Origin of the sequence: Arthrobacter sp. NPDC080031 (assembly GCF_040702485.1) — a bacterium.
Classification (GTDB): Bacteria; Actinomycetota; Actinomycetes; order Actinomycetales; family Micrococcaceae; genus Arthrobacter.
Map to the genome: position 1 here is coordinate 184165 of NZ_JBFBLA010000002.1, position 14200 is coordinate 198364.

The 14200-nt window shown below is 61.7% G+C and carries 17 protein-coding genes; 8 read left to right on the forward strand and 9 right to left on the reverse strand.

Going from position 1 to position 14200, the window contains the following annotated elements; all coding sequences use genetic code 11:
- Positions 1–129: 129 nt before the first annotated feature.
- Positions 130–1656, forward strand: a complete 1527-nt coding sequence (locus tag AB0323_RS02685) for an LCP family protein (protein ID WP_366176007.1) — start codon at positions 130–132, stop codon at positions 1654–1656.
- Between the two features lie 63 nt (positions 1657–1719).
- Here AB0323_RS02685 and AB0323_RS02690 read toward each other — a convergent pair whose 3' ends face one another.
- The 3 genes from AB0323_RS02690 to AB0323_RS02700 all read right to left on the reverse strand — a co-directional run bounded on the left by AB0323_RS02690 (position 1720) and on the right by AB0323_RS02700 (position 2782).
- Entirely contained in the window at positions 1720–2139 is a 420-nt protein-coding gene (locus tag AB0323_RS02690) for a VOC family protein (protein WP_364534679.1), read from the reverse strand.
- Between the two features lie 119 nt (positions 2140–2258).
- A complete protein-coding gene (locus tag AB0323_RS02695) occupies positions 2259–2645 on the reverse strand; it encodes a VOC family protein (protein WP_366176008.1) in 387 nt (128 codons plus the stop codon).
- Positions 2642–2782, reverse strand: coding sequence for a hypothetical protein (locus AB0323_RS02700; protein WP_366176009.1), 141 nt, complete (start codon positions 2780–2782; stop codon positions 2642–2644). Before AB0323_RS02700 ends, AB0323_RS02695 begins: the two co-directional genes overlap by 4 nt.
- On the opposite strand from AB0323_RS02700, the gene AB0323_RS02705 reads away from it, so the two are divergent.
- Positions 2781–3179: a DUF3054 domain-containing protein gene (locus AB0323_RS02705; RefSeq protein ID WP_366176010.1), complete on the forward strand. Its 399-nt coding sequence runs from the start codon at positions 2781–2783 to the stop codon at positions 3177–3179. The two genes, AB0323_RS02700 and AB0323_RS02705, sit on opposite strands and share 2 nt — an antisense overlap.
- A gap of 61 nt (positions 3180–3240) precedes the next feature.
- Entirely contained in the window at positions 3241–3522 is a 282-nt protein-coding gene (locus AB0323_RS02710) for an Lrp/AsnC ligand binding domain-containing protein (protein WP_078108932.1), read from the forward strand.
- A gap of 23 nt (positions 3523–3545) precedes the next feature.
- Here AB0323_RS02710 and trpD read toward each other — a convergent pair whose 3' ends face one another.
- A complete protein-coding gene (gene trpD / locus AB0323_RS02715; protein WP_366176011.1) occupies positions 3546–4604 on the reverse strand; it encodes an anthranilate phosphoribosyltransferase in 1059 nt (352 codons plus the stop codon).
- Between the two features lie 148 nt (positions 4605–4752).
- On the opposite strand from trpD, the gene AB0323_RS02720 reads away from it, so the two are divergent.
- The 4 genes from AB0323_RS02720 (at position 4753) to AB0323_RS02735 (ending at position 9088) form a co-directional block, all read left to right on the forward strand.
- Entirely contained in the window at positions 4753–5391 is a 639-nt protein-coding gene (locus AB0323_RS02720) for a heme-copper oxidase subunit III (protein ID WP_084784675.1), read from the forward strand.
- An 87-nt stretch (positions 5392–5478) separates the two neighbouring features.
- On the forward strand, positions 5479–6267 hold the full coding sequence (locus AB0323_RS02725) for a c-type cytochrome (protein ID WP_366176012.1): 789 nt from the start codon (positions 5479–5481) through the stop codon (positions 6265–6267).
- A gap of 99 nt (positions 6268–6366) precedes the next feature.
- On the forward strand, positions 6367–7437 hold the full coding sequence (locus AB0323_RS02730; protein ID WP_364534694.1) for a Rieske 2Fe-2S domain-containing protein: 1071 nt from the start codon (positions 6367–6369) through the stop codon (positions 7435–7437).
- The gene (locus AB0323_RS02735) at positions 7415–9088 is read left to right on the forward strand and encodes a cytochrome bc complex cytochrome b subunit (RefSeq protein WP_366176013.1); all 1674 of its coding nucleotides are present in this window, start codon (positions 7415–7417) and stop codon (positions 9086–9088) included. Before AB0323_RS02730 ends, AB0323_RS02735 begins: the two co-directional genes overlap by 23 nt.
- Before the next feature lie 95 nt (positions 9089–9183).
- Here AB0323_RS02735 and AB0323_RS02740 read toward each other — a convergent pair whose 3' ends face one another.
- Entirely contained in the window at positions 9184–9975 is a 792-nt protein-coding gene (locus AB0323_RS02740) for a GntR family transcriptional regulator (RefSeq protein WP_284982897.1), read from the reverse strand.
- 165 nt (positions 9976–10140) lie between these two features.
- Between AB0323_RS02740 and AB0323_RS02745 the strand changes: the two genes are divergently transcribed.
- Positions 10141–10434, forward strand: a complete 294-nt coding sequence (locus AB0323_RS02745) for an HPr family phosphocarrier protein (protein WP_366176014.1) — start codon at positions 10141–10143, stop codon at positions 10432–10434.
- A gap of 112 nt (positions 10435–10546) precedes the next feature.
- On the opposite strand, the gene AB0323_RS02750 is transcribed toward AB0323_RS02745, so the two are convergent.
- From AB0323_RS02750 to AB0323_RS02765, 4 genes are all read right to left on the reverse strand, one after another.
- The gene (locus AB0323_RS02750; RefSeq protein ID WP_364534703.1) at positions 10547–10948 is read right to left on the reverse strand and encodes a cytochrome c oxidase subunit 4; all 402 of its coding nucleotides are present in this window, start codon (positions 10946–10948) and stop codon (positions 10547–10549) included.
- Positions 10945–12663: a cytochrome c oxidase subunit I gene (gene ctaD, locus AB0323_RS02755; protein ID WP_366176015.1), complete on the reverse strand. Its 1719-nt coding sequence runs from the start codon at positions 12661–12663 to the stop codon at positions 10945–10947. Before ctaD ends, AB0323_RS02750 begins: the two co-directional genes overlap by 4 nt.
- A 10-nt stretch (positions 12664–12673) precedes the next feature.
- Positions 12674–13546, reverse strand: a complete 873-nt coding sequence (coxB, locus tag AB0323_RS02760; RefSeq protein WP_366176016.1) for a cytochrome c oxidase subunit II — start codon at positions 13544–13546, stop codon at positions 12674–12676.
- Between the two features lie 182 nt (positions 13547–13728).
- On the reverse strand, positions 13729–14115 hold the full coding sequence (locus tag AB0323_RS02765; RefSeq protein ID WP_234758451.1) for an iron-sulfur cluster assembly accessory protein: 387 nt from the start codon (positions 14113–14115) through the stop codon (positions 13729–13731).
- Positions 14116–14200: the final 85 nt, after the last annotated feature.

Genomic DNA, 14200 nt, shown 5'->3' on the forward strand with positions numbered 1-14200 from the left:
CAGCCCCTTCCATGGGAGCAAATACTATTCACAACGAATAGGTCGGTGCCGCGGGCTTCACCGAACCTTCCCAGAACCCCCGGCTACAATAGGGCAGTCCGTATTATCCCTGGAGAGGTAGTTTCCCTTTTGGTCACTCGCCACGATGCACCCAGCCCGGAGCCGGGTCAGTCACCCCCTGTCGCCTATCCGGGCCAGGGAAAGCTGGCTGCCCGCAGCCGGCGGTTCAGCTTTCGCCGCTCGCCCCGCTGGTTCAAAATCACCAGCGCCGCAGTGGCTGTCCTGCTGATCGCAGTCATCGCGTTCGGAGGGTATTGGGTATGGCGCCTTCAGTCCAACATCTCATCGTCCGCACTCGGCGCCGGTGGCATCAGGACGGAAGGACCGGTGGACGACAGCAAGGACCGGCTTCAAATCCTTGTTCTGGGTACTGATACCAGGAGCGGGAAGAACGGGCAGTTCGGCACCACCGACCAATCCTCGGGCTACGGCCAATCGGACGTCATGATGTTGCTGGATATTTCCGCGGACAACAACCACGTCAACGTCATCAGTTTCCCCCGCGACTTGTTGGTCGATGTGCCGGCTTGTACGGATAACAAAACCGGCAAGCAATACCCCGAACGCCAAAATGCGATGATCAACAGCGCCATGGCCGAGGCGGGCATCGGCTGCGCCGTTGATACCGTCAACAAGCTCACGGGTCTGGAGGTCGACCACTTCATGATGGCCGACTTCAACGCCGTGACCGAACTATCCAAGGCCGTCGGCGGCGTCGACGTCTGCGTGAGTACTGCCGTCAACGACCCCGACTCCGGATTGCACTTGCCTAAGGGCACTTCACAGGTGGAAGGCGACCAGGCCCTGGCCTTCCTGCGCACCCGCCATGCATTTTCCGACGGCGGAGACCTCGGACGGATCAAGGCGCAGCAATCGTTCCTCGGTTCCCTCGTCCGGAAGCTCAAAGCTGACGGAACGCTCGGAAACCCCCAGAAGATGCTCGGCATCGCCGATACCGTCACCAAGAACCTCACCGTCGACAACGGACTCGCCTCGGTTCCGGCCCTATTGACCATCGCGGGCAGGCTCAAGAACATTGACCCGGCCAAGGTCAACTTCATCACCGTGCCCAACGTCCCGGCCGCCTCCGATCCCAACAGGCTCGACCTCGACCAACCGGCGGCCAGCAACTTCTTCGCCGCCTTGACGAAGAGCCCGGACCTCAGCCAGCCCGCACCAAGCGCCGCGGCGTCCCCTGCTCCATCGACCGAAGCTCCGAAGGCCGGATACAACAAGGCACTTCAGCCGGTCACCGTCGCCAATGGAACGGGTGTGACCGGCAGAAGCCAGGAGATCGGATCGCTGCTCTCCGCCGGTGGATTCACGAAGCTGGCCAAGATCCAAGCCGATGCCAGGCCACAGACCATGGTCTATTACGGTGCTGGTTTTGCCGACGTTGCCGCGGACGTCGCTGCAATGTTCGGGTTGCCGGCGACGAGCGTGCAGCAGGTCGGCAGTGTCCAGGGAGTCCAGCTCTACGCCGGACAGGACTTCGCCACAGGCGACAAGCCGACACTTCCGGCCCCCAAGCCCAACGATGTCGTCGCCCAAACCGCCCAGGACCAGACCTGCCAGACGACCAACCCGGTCGGATAGCCCCAGAAGACAGAGCGCCCTCCGCCTCGCATTGCGTGGCGGAGGGCGCTTTCTGTTTTCGTGCTACTGGGGCTGCTCCGCCGAAACGTTGACCAGCCACGCAATGCCGAACTTGTCAGTCAACATCCCGAAGATGTCCCCCCACGGCGCCTTCTCCATCGGCACCGTGACCGTCCCGCCGTCGGCCAGTCCGTCCCAATAGCCGCGAAGTTCTGCTTCGTCGTCGCCGCTGAGGGACACGGAGATGTTGTTTCCGGGACTGTAATCCATGCTGTTGGGGGTGTCTGCGGCCATGAGCAGCATTCCGTTGTCTGTTTTGAGTGCCGAGTGCATGATCTTGTCGCTTTCGGCGGGGTCTTCGCTCGCGTGGAACTCCGCGAAGGTGCTTTGGGTCAGCTCGCCGCCGAAGACCGATTGGTAGAATGCCATGGCCTCCTTGGCGTTGTCGCGAAAGCTGATGTAGGGGTTGAGGTTCGTGGTCATTACATGTCTCCTCAGTGTTTGGGGGCAGCACGATCAGCTACCTTTTCGCCATGCTAACAGCGCACGCCGGGACCATCTACAGCCAAACTTTCCGGGCCCGACGGCGGCAGCCCCGGTTTTCAGGCGCGGCTTGCCCCGCGGCTCGCCTCGCGGCCGACGAGGCCCACCGTGTTGCCCTCGCTGTCCTCGATGAAGGCCATCCATTCCTCGGTCCCGGCCGGCCCCAGGCTCCCGTCGACGTGGTTGTAAACCAATTGTGGTTCCTGGACGATCTTGGCCCCGGAGGCGCGGAGTTCTTCAACAGAGCGCCGGAGATCGGCTACGTCAAGATAGATCAGCGACGACGGAGCGCTTCGATCCAGCAGAAGCCGGACGCCGTCGAGATCAAAGAAGAGCAGGCCGGGCGGATCGAATCTTCCGCTCGGCTCACTGCCTAGCAGCCGGGAGTAAAACGCCGATGCCCGCTCAAGGTCCGCCGCCCGCTGGGCAACCTGGATCAGCCTCATGCCGTACCTCCGGGGATAGTCGCTTCAAGTGTCGTAGCCACATCTTCCGCGGTACCCCGTGCGGGTTCAAGGTCCGGCGGCATGAGCGGGACCTTCGGTTCGAGTTCGGGATCAGTGCGGGATAGTGTCGTTTCCATGCCTGCTTCAAAACCAATCCTGGTCCGCACTGCCTTCATCGCCGGACTGGCCGACGCCGTTCTTATTCTTGTTTTCGCGGCCATTGGCCGCGACGCACACCAGCGCGCGGATGTGCTGGCCGGGGTCTTTGCCACTGCTTGGCCGTTCCTTGCCGGTGCCGCGATCGGGTGGCTCGCCGTGCGGGCATGGCGGGTACCCTTCCAGGCCTGGCCGGCCGGCGTCGTTGTATGGATTGCAACCGTGGCCGGGGGCATGCTTTTGCGTGCCGCTACCGGACAGACCGTGGTGCTCGCGTTCATCATTGTCGCCCTGATCAGCCTGGCGATCCTGCTGCTTGGCTACCGCGCTGTGATCGCGCTCGTGGTGCGGGTCCGCCGCCGGAGCCGCCAGTCCTAAGCACCCGCCGATGCACTAGGCTTGCTACGTCCACTGCTGCACTTCGGAAAGGCTGCCCCCAGTGATCACCGCTTTCGTCCTGATCAAGACCGACGCTTCACGCATCCCGGAGACGGCCGAGGAGATCTCCGCCATCCAAGGGATCAGCGAGGTCTACTCCGTCACAGGGGAATGGGACCTTATTGCCGTGGCGCGCGTGGCGAAGCATGAGGAATTGGCGGACGTCATCGCCGACAAGCTCTCCAAGGTTCCCGCAGTGGTTCACACCACCACGCACATCGCGTTCCGTGCCTACTCACAGCATGATCTGGATGCCGCATTTTCGTTGGGCTTCGAGCAGTAACCGCCGGAATCCCGGCGTCCTGCCTACCCTTGGGTGAGTCCCACCCATGTGTCGAGGACGCGGATGGCCGCGCCGGAATCAATGGATTCCGCAGCCCGCAGCCAGGCCGATTTCATTCGCTCCAGGAACGGCCCGTCGGCAGCAGTGTCGAAGGCCACGAGGCCCGCAGCGGCGTTGAGGACCACGGCGTCCCGGACCGGGCCCGGCTTCCCCCCAAGTACTTCGCGCACGACGGCGGCATTCGCCACAGCGTTGCCGCCTCGAAGATCGGCGACGGTCGCCGCCGCGATCCCAAGATCCGCCGGCGAGAACCGCTGCTCGATGACCTTCCCGTTCCTGATTTCCCACACCGTCGACGGGCCTGTGGTGGTGAGTTCATCGAGGCCGTCTTCGCCGCGGAACACCAGTCCGCGGCTCCCCCGGCGCGCCAGGACCCCCGCGATCAACGGAGCCATTGTGGCGTTGGCAACACCCACGGCCGAGGCCTGCACGTGGGCCGGGTTGGTCATCGGGCCCAGGAAGTTGAAGGCCGTGGGAATCCCAAGTTCCGCCCGCACAACGCCGGTATGGCGGAATGACGGGTGGAATACCTGGGCGAAACAGAAGGTGATGCCCGCCTCTTCGGCGTTGCGGGCCACGCGTTCGATCGGCAAGTCGAGCCTCACGCCCAACGCTTCCAGGACGTCGGCGGACCCCGACGACGACGATGCCGCCCGGTTCCCGTGCTTTACGACGCGCGCTCCCGCGCCCGCCGCGACAAGGGCAGCCATCGTCGAGATGTTGACCGTGTTGAGCCGATCGCCTCCGGTGCCCACGATGTCAAGCTTTTCGCCGGGAATGTTCACAGCTTTGGCGTTGGAGAGCATCGCCTCGACCAGTCCCGTGACTTCATCCACCGTTTCCCCTTTGGCGCGCAGGGCAACCAGGAAACCGGCAATCTGGGAAGGCGCGGCTTCCCCGGACATGATCGTGTTCATGGCCCATTCCGTGTTCTCGACGGAGAGGTCATGCCCGTTGATCAATGCGGAGATGAGTCCGGGCCACGAGTTGCTTGCCTGCTCTGCAGATGCCTGTGAAGTCACCACTTGATGCTAGCGATCCACCCTGCTCCGTGACCAATGCTAAGGACGCCGGGAACTTTTCCGCGCGAATTCGCGTCTTTGTAGAAAAAGTCTCCCCAAATGGCGGTTCGCATTGGGAAGTCCGGACTTTTACAGACATAATGTCCTTGTGACATCTGCGACCCATGCCCCCAGTACCCCGGCGCACCCGACGCTGAATCGCCCCAATTTGGTTTCCGTTGGAACCGTTGTGTGGCTTTCCAGTGAGTTGATGTTCTTCGCCGGTCTCTTCGCCATGTACTTCACGCTGCGCTCCACGTCAGGCGCGCTGTGGGCGGAAGAAACCGGCAAGCTCAACTTCCCGTTTGCGCTTGTAAACACGATCGTCCTCGTGTCGAGCTCCTTCACTTGCCAGATGGGCGTCTTCGCTGCCGAGCGACTTGAGCCGCGCCGTCGAGGTGGTGTGCTTCAGTTCACCCGCTGGGGCATGAACGAATGGTTCATCCTGACCTTCATCATGGGCTCCTTCTTCGTTGCCGGCCAGACCACGGAATACGCGATGCTTGTGTCCGAACACGTTACGCTCTCGGCCAACGCCTACGGTTCCTCGTTCTACATCACAACCGGCTTCCACGGTCTCCACGTCATCGGCGGCCTCATCGCCTTCCTGTTCATCATTGGCCGCGCATACGCCGCCAAGAAGTTCGGGCACTTTGAAGCGACCTCGGCAATCGTCACCTCGTACTATTGGCACTTCGTGGATGTTGTGTGGATTGGCCTCTTCCTGGTCATCTACGTACTGAAGTAGCCGGCACCGACTCTTCTTGCACAAGAGGATGAATTTTAAAGAAGCGGCTCACGGAGCCGACGCAGGATCGAATAAAGGAACCACCACGTGAAGGCACTCTCGCAGAAGCGACGTCATCCACTGGCAGCCATTGCGCTGCTGCTGATGGGACTCCTCGTCACTGGTGGGCTCTACGCCGTTGCCACAACGGTCAACCAGGCGAAGGCAGATACCACTAGCTACAGCGCCAGCGATGTCCAAGAGGGCGGCAAGCTCTTTGCCGCCAACTGCGCCACGTGCCACGGCATGGGCGCCAGCGGAACCAAGGACGCCCCCTCGCTGGTCGGCGTGGGTGCTGCTGCAGTTGACTTCCAGGTTGGCACCGGCCGTATGCCCATGCAGATGAACGGACCCCAGGCCCAGGAAAAGCCGAGGCAGTTCAACGACCAGCAGACCCGGCAGCTGGCGGCCTACGTCGCATCTCTCGGCGCCGGCCCGGCCATTCCCGACGCATCGTTGCTCGACGCAAACGGAGATGCCGCCAAGGGTGGCGAACTCTTCCGCGTGAACTGCGCGATGTGCCACAACGCCGCAGCTGCCGGCGGTGCCTTGACCCGTGGAAAGTTCGCTCCGGCACTTGCCGGCGTGTCGAGCCAGCACATCTATGAAGCCATGGTGACTGGTCCGCAGAACATGCCCGTCTTCAACGACGCCAATATCTCTCCTGAGGGCAAGCGCGACATCATCACCTTCCTGAAGAAGATCGAAGCCAACGGCTCGCCCGGCGGCGCCGACCTCGGAGGCCTGGGTCCTGTATCCGAAGGTCTCTTCGTCTGGGTTGCAGGCCTCGGCGTCATCATCGGCTTCACCATCTGGCTGACGTCGCGCACGTCCTAGGCCAGCGCACTACAAAAACTTCTGCTGTCCCCGCAGCAGTTTTGAATTGAACATCAACCCGGTTACGGCCGGGACAACGAGAGAAGGATGAGGCGAATTATGGGCAACCATAGTGACGGCAGTCCGAACCACTCGGGCACCGTAGCTACGGCTGGTCAGAATGTTGTGGAGAAGTTCCAGGATCCTGGGCTTCCTCCGCACCGTTTGCGCCTGGCTGACACGGACCCGAGAGCCGCCAAGCGAGCCGAGCGGCAGGTGGCCATACTGTTTGGCATCTCCGTCATCGGCACGGTGATCTTCCTGGTGTCGTACTTTGCCATCGATCTGGGGCACGACTCCACGATCGCAACGATCCGCACCCAGAACCTGTTGCTCGGCCTTGGCACCGCATTTGCAATGCTCGGCATCGGCACGGGCATCGTGCACTGGGCCAAGGCGCTCATGCCGGACCACGAGGTCTCGGAAGAGCGCCACGCCATCCGCACCGAGGAAGACCGGCAGGCAGCCGTGCGAATCGTCGAGGACATCGTCGAGGAAACCGGCATCAAGCGCCGCCCGCTGATCCGCAACACCCTTTTGGGCGCTGTGGCACTGGCACCCCTCCCGGCATTGGCAGTATTCGGTGACCTTGGTCCCCGCCCGGACACCACGCTCGCACACACCATGTGGGCTCCCCAGGACGGCAAGCTCAAGCGCCTCACCCGTGACCCCGACGGAACTCCGATCAAGGCATCGGACGTGACCATCGGTTCTGCCTTCCACGTCATCCCGGAAGGCCTCAACGAACTCCAGGAGGGCAAGCTCAACGCGAAGGCCAAGGCCGTCGTTTTGCTCATGCGCCTCAACCCGGATGACTTGACGATTTCCAAGGGCCGCGAAACCTGGAGCTACAACGGAATCGTTGCCTACTCCAAGATCTGCACCCACGTCGGTTGCCCCGTTGCCCTTTATGAGCAGCAAACGCACCACCTGCTGTGCCCGTGCCACCAGTCAACCTTCGACCTCACCAAGGAATGCAAGGTTATCTTCGGCCCCGCCAGCCGCCCGCTCCCCCAGCTGCCCATCGCGGTAGACGCTGAGGGCTACCTCGTAGCGACGAGCGATTTCAAAGAACCTGTAGGACCGAGTTACTGGGAGCGTGACGAGCATGAGCGCCTCATCAACAGCTGAAGTCCCCTTCGCACCCAAAACCAAGGTTGGCCGGATCACGGACTTCGTTGACGAGCGCGTCGGCGGATCCGGAATCCTGCGTGAATTCGGCCGGAAGGTCTTTCCCGACCACTGGTCGTTCATGTTCGGTGAGGTGGCGCTGTATTCCTTCGTCATTCTCCTCATGTCGGGTACCTTCCTGACGTTCTTCTTTGACCCGTCCATGGCTGAGACCCACTATGCGGGTTCATACACGCCGCTGACCAATGTCGAAATGTCCGTCGCGTACAACTCGTCGCTGAACATTTCCTTCGACATCCGCGGCGGCTTGTTCTTCCGCCAGGTCCACCACTGGGCGGCGTTGCTGTTCGTGGCATCGCTTGGTGTGCACATGCTGCGCGTTTTCTTCACGGGTGCTTTCCGCAAGCCGCGTGAAATGAACTGGGTAGTGGGCGGCGTCCTGCTCATCCTGGCCATGGCCGAAGGCTTCACGGGATATTCGCTTCCCGATGACCTGCTCTCCGGTAACGGCCTGCGAATCATCGACGGTGTCATCAAGTCCATCCCCGTGATCGGAACGTACATCTCGTTCTTCCTCTTCGGAGGCGAGTTTCCGGGAACAGCCATCATCGGCCGTTTGTACGTGCTGCACATCCTGCTCGTTCCGGCGATGATTCTGCTGATGATCGTCATCCACCTCTTCATGGTGGTTGTGCACAAGCACACGCAGTACCCCGGCCCGGGTCGCAATGACGGCAACGTCGTCGGTTACCCCCTGGGACCGGTTTACGCTGCAAAGGCCGGCGGCTTCTTCTTCATCGTCTTCGGTGTCGTTGCCCTCATGGCTGCGATGTTCACTATCAACCCGATCTGGAACTACGGGCCGTACGACCCCTCCCCCGTGTCGGCAGGTACCCAACCTGACTGGTACATCGGCTTCGTCGATGGCGCCCTGCGGCTCATGCCCGGCGTGGTCAACGACTTCCACTTCGAGTACATCATTTTCGGCCATGTGCTGACGCTGAATGTGCTGCTGCCCGCATTGGTTCCCGCCGGCATCATTTTCACGGTGCTGTTCATGTACCCGTGGATCGAACGCTGGATCACCAAGGACAACCGTGAGCACCACGTCCTGGACCGTCCCCGCAACGCTCCTACCCGTACTGCCATTGGCGTAGCAGGCTTCACCTGGTACTGCGTCATGTGGGCCGCTGCCGGTTCGGACCTCATCGCAACGCACTTCCACGTTGCCCTGAACGACGTTACGTACTGGCTGCGCACGCTGTTCTTCATCGGCCCGATCCTTGCATTCATGGTGACGAAGCGCGTAGCCCTTGCGCTGCAGCGCAAGGACCGCGAAATCGCCCTGCATGGCCGCGAGACGGGTCGTATCGTGCGCCTGCCGCATGGCGAGTTCATCGAGGTACACGCGCCCCTGGACGACTACAAGCAGTACAGGCTTGTGGGCTTCGAGTCGCCTTCACCGTTGCCGGCTGAGCCGAACGAACACGGCGTCGTCACCCCGAAGGAGAAGCGCCGCGCGGCGCTCTCCAGGTGGTTCTTCGAAGACCGTGTTGCTCCGGCAACACCGGCCGAGCTTGAAGCTGCGCACGGACACGGCCACCATGAGGCCATCGAGTCCGTCGAAGAGCACAAGAGCCTTAGCCACTAGTTCCCGCAGCTAGCACAGAGAAGGCCCTGTCCATTATGGACAGGGCCTTCTCTCGTTTCTTCGGGCTTTCAAGCGGGCGGTTCGCCGGCTTTGAACTAGTGGGTGCGGTAGCCCGTGGATTGGCTTCGGGTGGACCGGACGCCCGGACGCTGCAACGGGACCCACAACTTGTACCGGTCGGCACGGTAGTACGACACGGAGTAGTCAACCATCGCGCGGGCAACGAAAGCGTGGCGCTGGATCTTGAGCAACGGCGTACCGACGTCGACGTTCAAGAGCCGCGCCGTTGATGGCGAAGCTGCCGTTGCTTCGATCATGTCCTCTCCCCACTCCATCACCAGTCCGTACTTCTCGCTCAGGACGTTGTACAGGGAAGTGGGAGGCGCATCGTCCAGGAGTCCTGGCACGCGATGCGCAGGGATGAAGTTTTCGTCCACGCTCATGGGCTCGTTGTCAGCGAGGAGGAGCCGCCTGAAGCGGACCAACGGCGTCCCTTCCTCCAGTTGGAGTTCCCTCGCCAGGAAGGCACTGGCCGCGATTTGTTCAAAGCTCAGGACCTTGGCTGCCGGAACCATGCCGCGGCGTTGCATCTCTTCGCTGTACGAGGTGAGCTTCACCTGAAGGTCCAGCTTCGGTTTGCGGACAAAAGTTCCCAGTCCAACCACGCGTTCAATGACTTCCTCGCCGACGAGGGCATCAATGGCCTGCCGGACCGTCATCCTGGCAAGCCCGAACCGTTCGGAGAGGTCCCGTTCCGAAGGCAGCGCCGCACCGGGCTTACAGGACTCGGAGATATAGCTGCGCAAGATCTCGCGCAGTTGAACGTAGATAGGAGTTCCGCTCTTGCGGTCTATCTCCCCCGCGATACGTGCTGCTTCAGCGGGCACGACGGTCTCCGGCCACGAAATCTTTCATGAAATAAGCGTAGGCCAATCCACCGGCAGGTCTAGACCAGTTGGGCACTGCGAACAGTGCGGTCGCGTGGCGGCGCTACGCTTGTAGGGATCAAAATCGCAGTCGGCATTCAGGCCGTCAGAGTCAAAGGAGCCGGTTTGCCCGAGCACAAAGCCATCGTCGCCGCAGAGATCGGCCTCCATGCACGGGCTGCTGCCGTTTTCGTGCGGGCCGTGACGGCCACGGGCCTTCCGGTGACGATCCGCAAGCCTGGCCAGCAAGCGGTGGATGCCCGGTCTTTGCTCGAGGTCATGACCGAGGATTTCGGCCACGGGTGCGAGGTGGTGCTGTCGGTCTCCGGAGAAGCGCTAGAAGCCGGCCGCACGCCTGACGAGGTCGATGATGCCTTGGCCGCGCTTTCGGCCGTCCTGGAGGCCGTAGAAGGCCCGTGAACGGGCAAGCGGCCTGTTGACTCACCCCGGGGTGTGTCAACGACGTACAACCCGGATACGACGACGGCGGGCCCCACCAATGGTGGGGCCCGCCGTCGTCGTTCAAGTACTTCTAGTGCGCGTGGTCTCCGCGGCTGTATTCGAACACCCAACCGACCAAGGCTACGACCGCAAGACCGGCAGCGACGAACGTGATCCAGAAACCTACAGCCAAGCCAAGGAACCCAGCGGCACACGACAGGCCGAGCACCAGCGGCCACCAGCTCCAGGGGCTGAAATGTCCCTGCTCGCCGGCGCCCTCGTGGATCTCGGCGTCCGGACGGTCCTCCGGACGCATGCCGACGCGCTTGCCCGTGAAACCGAGGTAGCCGCCGATCATGCCGGCCAGGCCACCGACCAGGAGGATGCCGAGGGTTCCGACCCACTCAGACCAGTGGTTCAGAAAACCATAGACCAGTGCCACCGGCACGAAGAAAAAACTACCGGCTCCAAAAATCCATGATTCGATTTTCATTTCGCGTCCTTCTGGTCAGCGTTGCCGAGTACCTTTGCTGCCGGCGTAGGGCTCTCGGCAGTGTGGTGCTGGGCGAGTTCCGGGTGGTGGAGGTCCAAAGCAGGACGTTCGGAACGAATGCGGGGCAAGGAGGTGAAGTTGTGCCGCGGCGGCGGGCACGATGTGGCCCACTCCAGCGAAGCGCCGAAGCCCCAGGGGTCGTCTACTTCGACCTTCTTGTTGCTGCGCCAGGTGATGTAGACATTCCAGAAGAACGGCAGGAGCGAGGCGCCGAGCACGAAGGATGAAATGGTCGAGAACTGGTTCATCCAGGTGAAGCCGTCCTGCGGCAGGTAGTCGGCGTAACGCCGGGGCATGCCCTCGACGCCAAGCCAGTGCTGGATGAGGAAGGTGCCGTGGAAGCCCAGGAACAGGAGCCAGAAGTGGATCTTGCCGAGCCGCTCGTTGAGCATCTTGCCTGTCCACTTGGGCCACCAGAAGTAGAAGCCTGCGAACATTGCGAACACCACGGTGCCGAAGACCACGTAATGGAAGTGCGCCACGACGAAGTAGGAGTCCGATACGTGGAAGTCAAGCGGCGGGGAAGCCAGGATAATGCCCGTCAGGCCGCCGAAGAGGAAGGTGACCAGGAAGCCGATGCTCCAGAGCATGGGCGTCTCGAAGGTGATCGAGCCCTGCCACAGGGTGCCGATCCAGTTGAAGAACTTCACGCCGGTGGGTACCGCGATCAGCATCGTCATGAAGGAGAAGAACGGCAGCAGCACCGATCCGGTGACGTACATGTGGTGCGCCCAAACGGTAACCGAGAGGGCGGCAATGGCGATGGTCGCGTAGACCAGGCCCTTGTAGCCGAAGATCGGTTTGCGGCTGAATACCGGGAAGATCTCGGACACGATGCCAAAGAACGGCAGCGCAATGATGTAAACCTCGGGGTGGCCGAAGAACCAGAACAGGTGCTGCCACAAGACAGCTCCGCCGTTCTCCGGGTCGAAGATGTGGGCTCCGAAGCGGCGGTCAGCACCGAGCGCGAAGAGCGCGGCGGCGAGCGGCGGGAAGGCCATGAGAACCAGGATTGCCGTCACGAGGGTGTTCCAGGTGAAGATCGGCATGCGCCACATCGTCATGCCGGGAGCGCGCATGCAGATGATGGTGGTAATGAAGTTCACGGCACCGAGGATGGTTCCGAAACCAGACAATGCCAGGCCGAAGACCCACAGGTCTCCACCCACGCCGGGGGTGAACGTCGTGTCCGACAAGGGAGCATACGCGAACCACCCGAAGGAGGCAGCACCCTGCGGGGTGATGAAGCCGGACACCGCGATGGTGGAGCCAAAGAGGAAGAACCAGAATGCCAGCGCGTTCAGCCGCGGGAAGGCAACGTCGGGGGCACCGATCTGAAGCGGCATGATGACGTTCGCGAAGCCGGCGAAAAGCGGCGTTGCAAACATCAGCAGCATCACGGTGCCGTGCATCGTGAAGAGCTGGTTGTACTGTTCCTTGGTCTGCAGGATCTGCATGCCGGGCTCGAACAGTTCCGCACGCATCAGCAGCGCCATAACGCCGCCCAGGCAGAAGAACACAAAGGACGCGATCAGGTACATGTACCCGATGGTCTTGTGGTCGGTGGAGGTGATCCAGTTGACGACGATGCGTCCCTTGGACTTCGGTACTACCGGAGCGTCAAGGACTCCGGCGGATTGGGTGTAAGTAGCCACGTCGCTTCCCTTAATTCTTTGCGTTCAGGTTCGGGTTGCGGTCGTACTTCGAATCGAGAAGACCGGTGTTGCCGCTCTGGCGAAGCTGGTCCATGTGAGCCTGGAACTCGGCTTCGGAAACGACCTTCACGCGGAACAGCATCTCAGAGTGGTATTCACCGCAGAGTTCGGCGCACTTGCCGTCATAGGTGCCCTCCTTGGTGGGGGTCAACCTGATGTAGTTGGTCTTGCCGGGAATCACGTCGCGCTTCTGCAGGAAGGCCGGAACCCAGAAAGAGTGGATAACGTCGCGTGAGTTCAGCTCAAGGTCAACCGACTTGTTGACCGGAAGGTACAGAGTCGGCAACTGATTCAAGTCGATCGCGTTGCCTGTGAGGTGCGCCTGGACGCCGGCTTCGTGAAGGTCTTCAGTGACGACCGAGCCCTTCACGTAGTTGAAGTCCCATGCCCACTGCTTGCCGCGGACGTCAATCGTGACGTCGGCCGGCTGGGATCGGTCATCGATTGCACGCTGGTCCTGATCGGTGAAGTAGAAGAACACCAGCACCATGAACAGCGGAATGGTCAAATAAAAGACCTCCAGAGGGAGGTTGTAGCTAAGCTGCTTCGGGAAACCCGTGGTGCCCTTGCGGCGGCGGTAGGCGATGATGCACCAGACCAGCAGGCCCCAAGTAATAATGCCGACGGCGAGGGCGGCGATCCATGAGTTGACCCAGAGGTCCATGATCCGATCGGTGTTGCTGGTGGTGCCACGTTCCGTGGGCAACCAGCCTTTTCCTACCTCTGGTGAACATCCGGTCAAAACCAACGCGCCGGCTAGTGCCAAGCCAGTGATCGAAGTGATCTTTATGCGTCGGCTGCCGGTTCGGTTCTGCGAACTCACAGACGGCCCTTCCTCTTGTTGCTGCAGCCCGGCCGGCCGGAAGCCCACCGGGCACACTAAAGTTTTACTACCCGATGTAGAGCTTACCGCTACCGAGCGGTTTTCGCCGACATGCTGGCCCAGTGCGTCGGCCGGGGTTCAACCCGTTGCTGAACTGGGCCAACAGTCTGCGAATGCCCGGGCTAGTGGAACGAATCGCCGCAGGCGCAAGACCCGCCGGCGTTGGGGTTGTCGATGGTGAAGCCCTGCTTCGAGATGGTGTCCTCGAAGTCGATGCTGGCACCGCTCAAGTAAGGCACGCTCATCTTGTCGACAACCACTTCGACGCCGTCGTAGTCGCGGACGGCATCGCCGTCGAGCAGACGCTCGTCGAAATAGAGCTGGTAGATCAGGCCCGAGCAGCCGCCCGGCTGAACAGCGACGCGGAGCCGCAAGTCGGTGCGCCCTTCTTGTTCAAGAAGGCTCCGGACTTTGCCTGCGGCGACATCGGTCAACATGACCTCGTGCTCAGGAAGCTCGCCGCCCGCGAGCTGCGCTCCGGTGCTGTTTTCGTTGGTTGCAGTGCTCATTGGCCTACCTTCTTATGACGCTCTTGGCGGCTGCGCCTTCGCGCTGCCTGCCCTTACCCAAATACGTGCGGGCTATAGCTACATG

What these genes read in the sequence shown, in the direction of transcription:
- AB0323_RS02735 (WP_366176013.1), top strand. Translation starts at nt 7,415, where the DNA reads ATGAGCGCCTCATCAACAGCTGAAGTCCCCTTCGCACCCAAAACCAAG.
- AB0323_RS02690 (WP_364534679.1), bottom strand. Translation starts at nt 2,139, where the DNA reads ATGACCACGAACCTCAACCCCTACATCAGCTTTCGCGACAACGCCAAG.
- AB0323_RS02750 (WP_364534703.1), bottom strand. Translation starts at nt 10,948, where the DNA reads ATGAAAATCGAATCATGGATTTTTGGAGCCGGTAGTTTTTTCTTCGTG.
- AB0323_RS02705 (WP_366176010.1), top strand. Translation starts at nt 2,781, where the DNA reads ATGCCTGCTTCAAAACCAATCCTGGTCCGCACTGCCTTCATCGCCGGA.
- AB0323_RS02700 (WP_366176009.1), bottom strand. Translation starts at nt 2,782, where the DNA reads ATGGAAACGACACTATCCCGCACTGATCCCGAACTCGAACCGAAGGTC.
- AB0323_RS02730 (WP_364534694.1), top strand. Translation starts at nt 6,367, where the DNA reads ATGGGCAACCATAGTGACGGCAGTCCGAACCACTCGGGCACCGTAGCT.
- AB0323_RS02695 (WP_366176008.1), bottom strand. Translation starts at nt 2,645, where the DNA reads ATGAGGCTGATCCAGGTTGCCCAGCGGGCGGCGGACCTTGAGCGGGCA.
- AB0323_RS02765 (WP_234758451.1), bottom strand. Translation starts at nt 14,115, where the DNA reads ATGAGCACTGCAACCAACGAAAACAGCACCGGAGCGCAGCTCGCGGGC.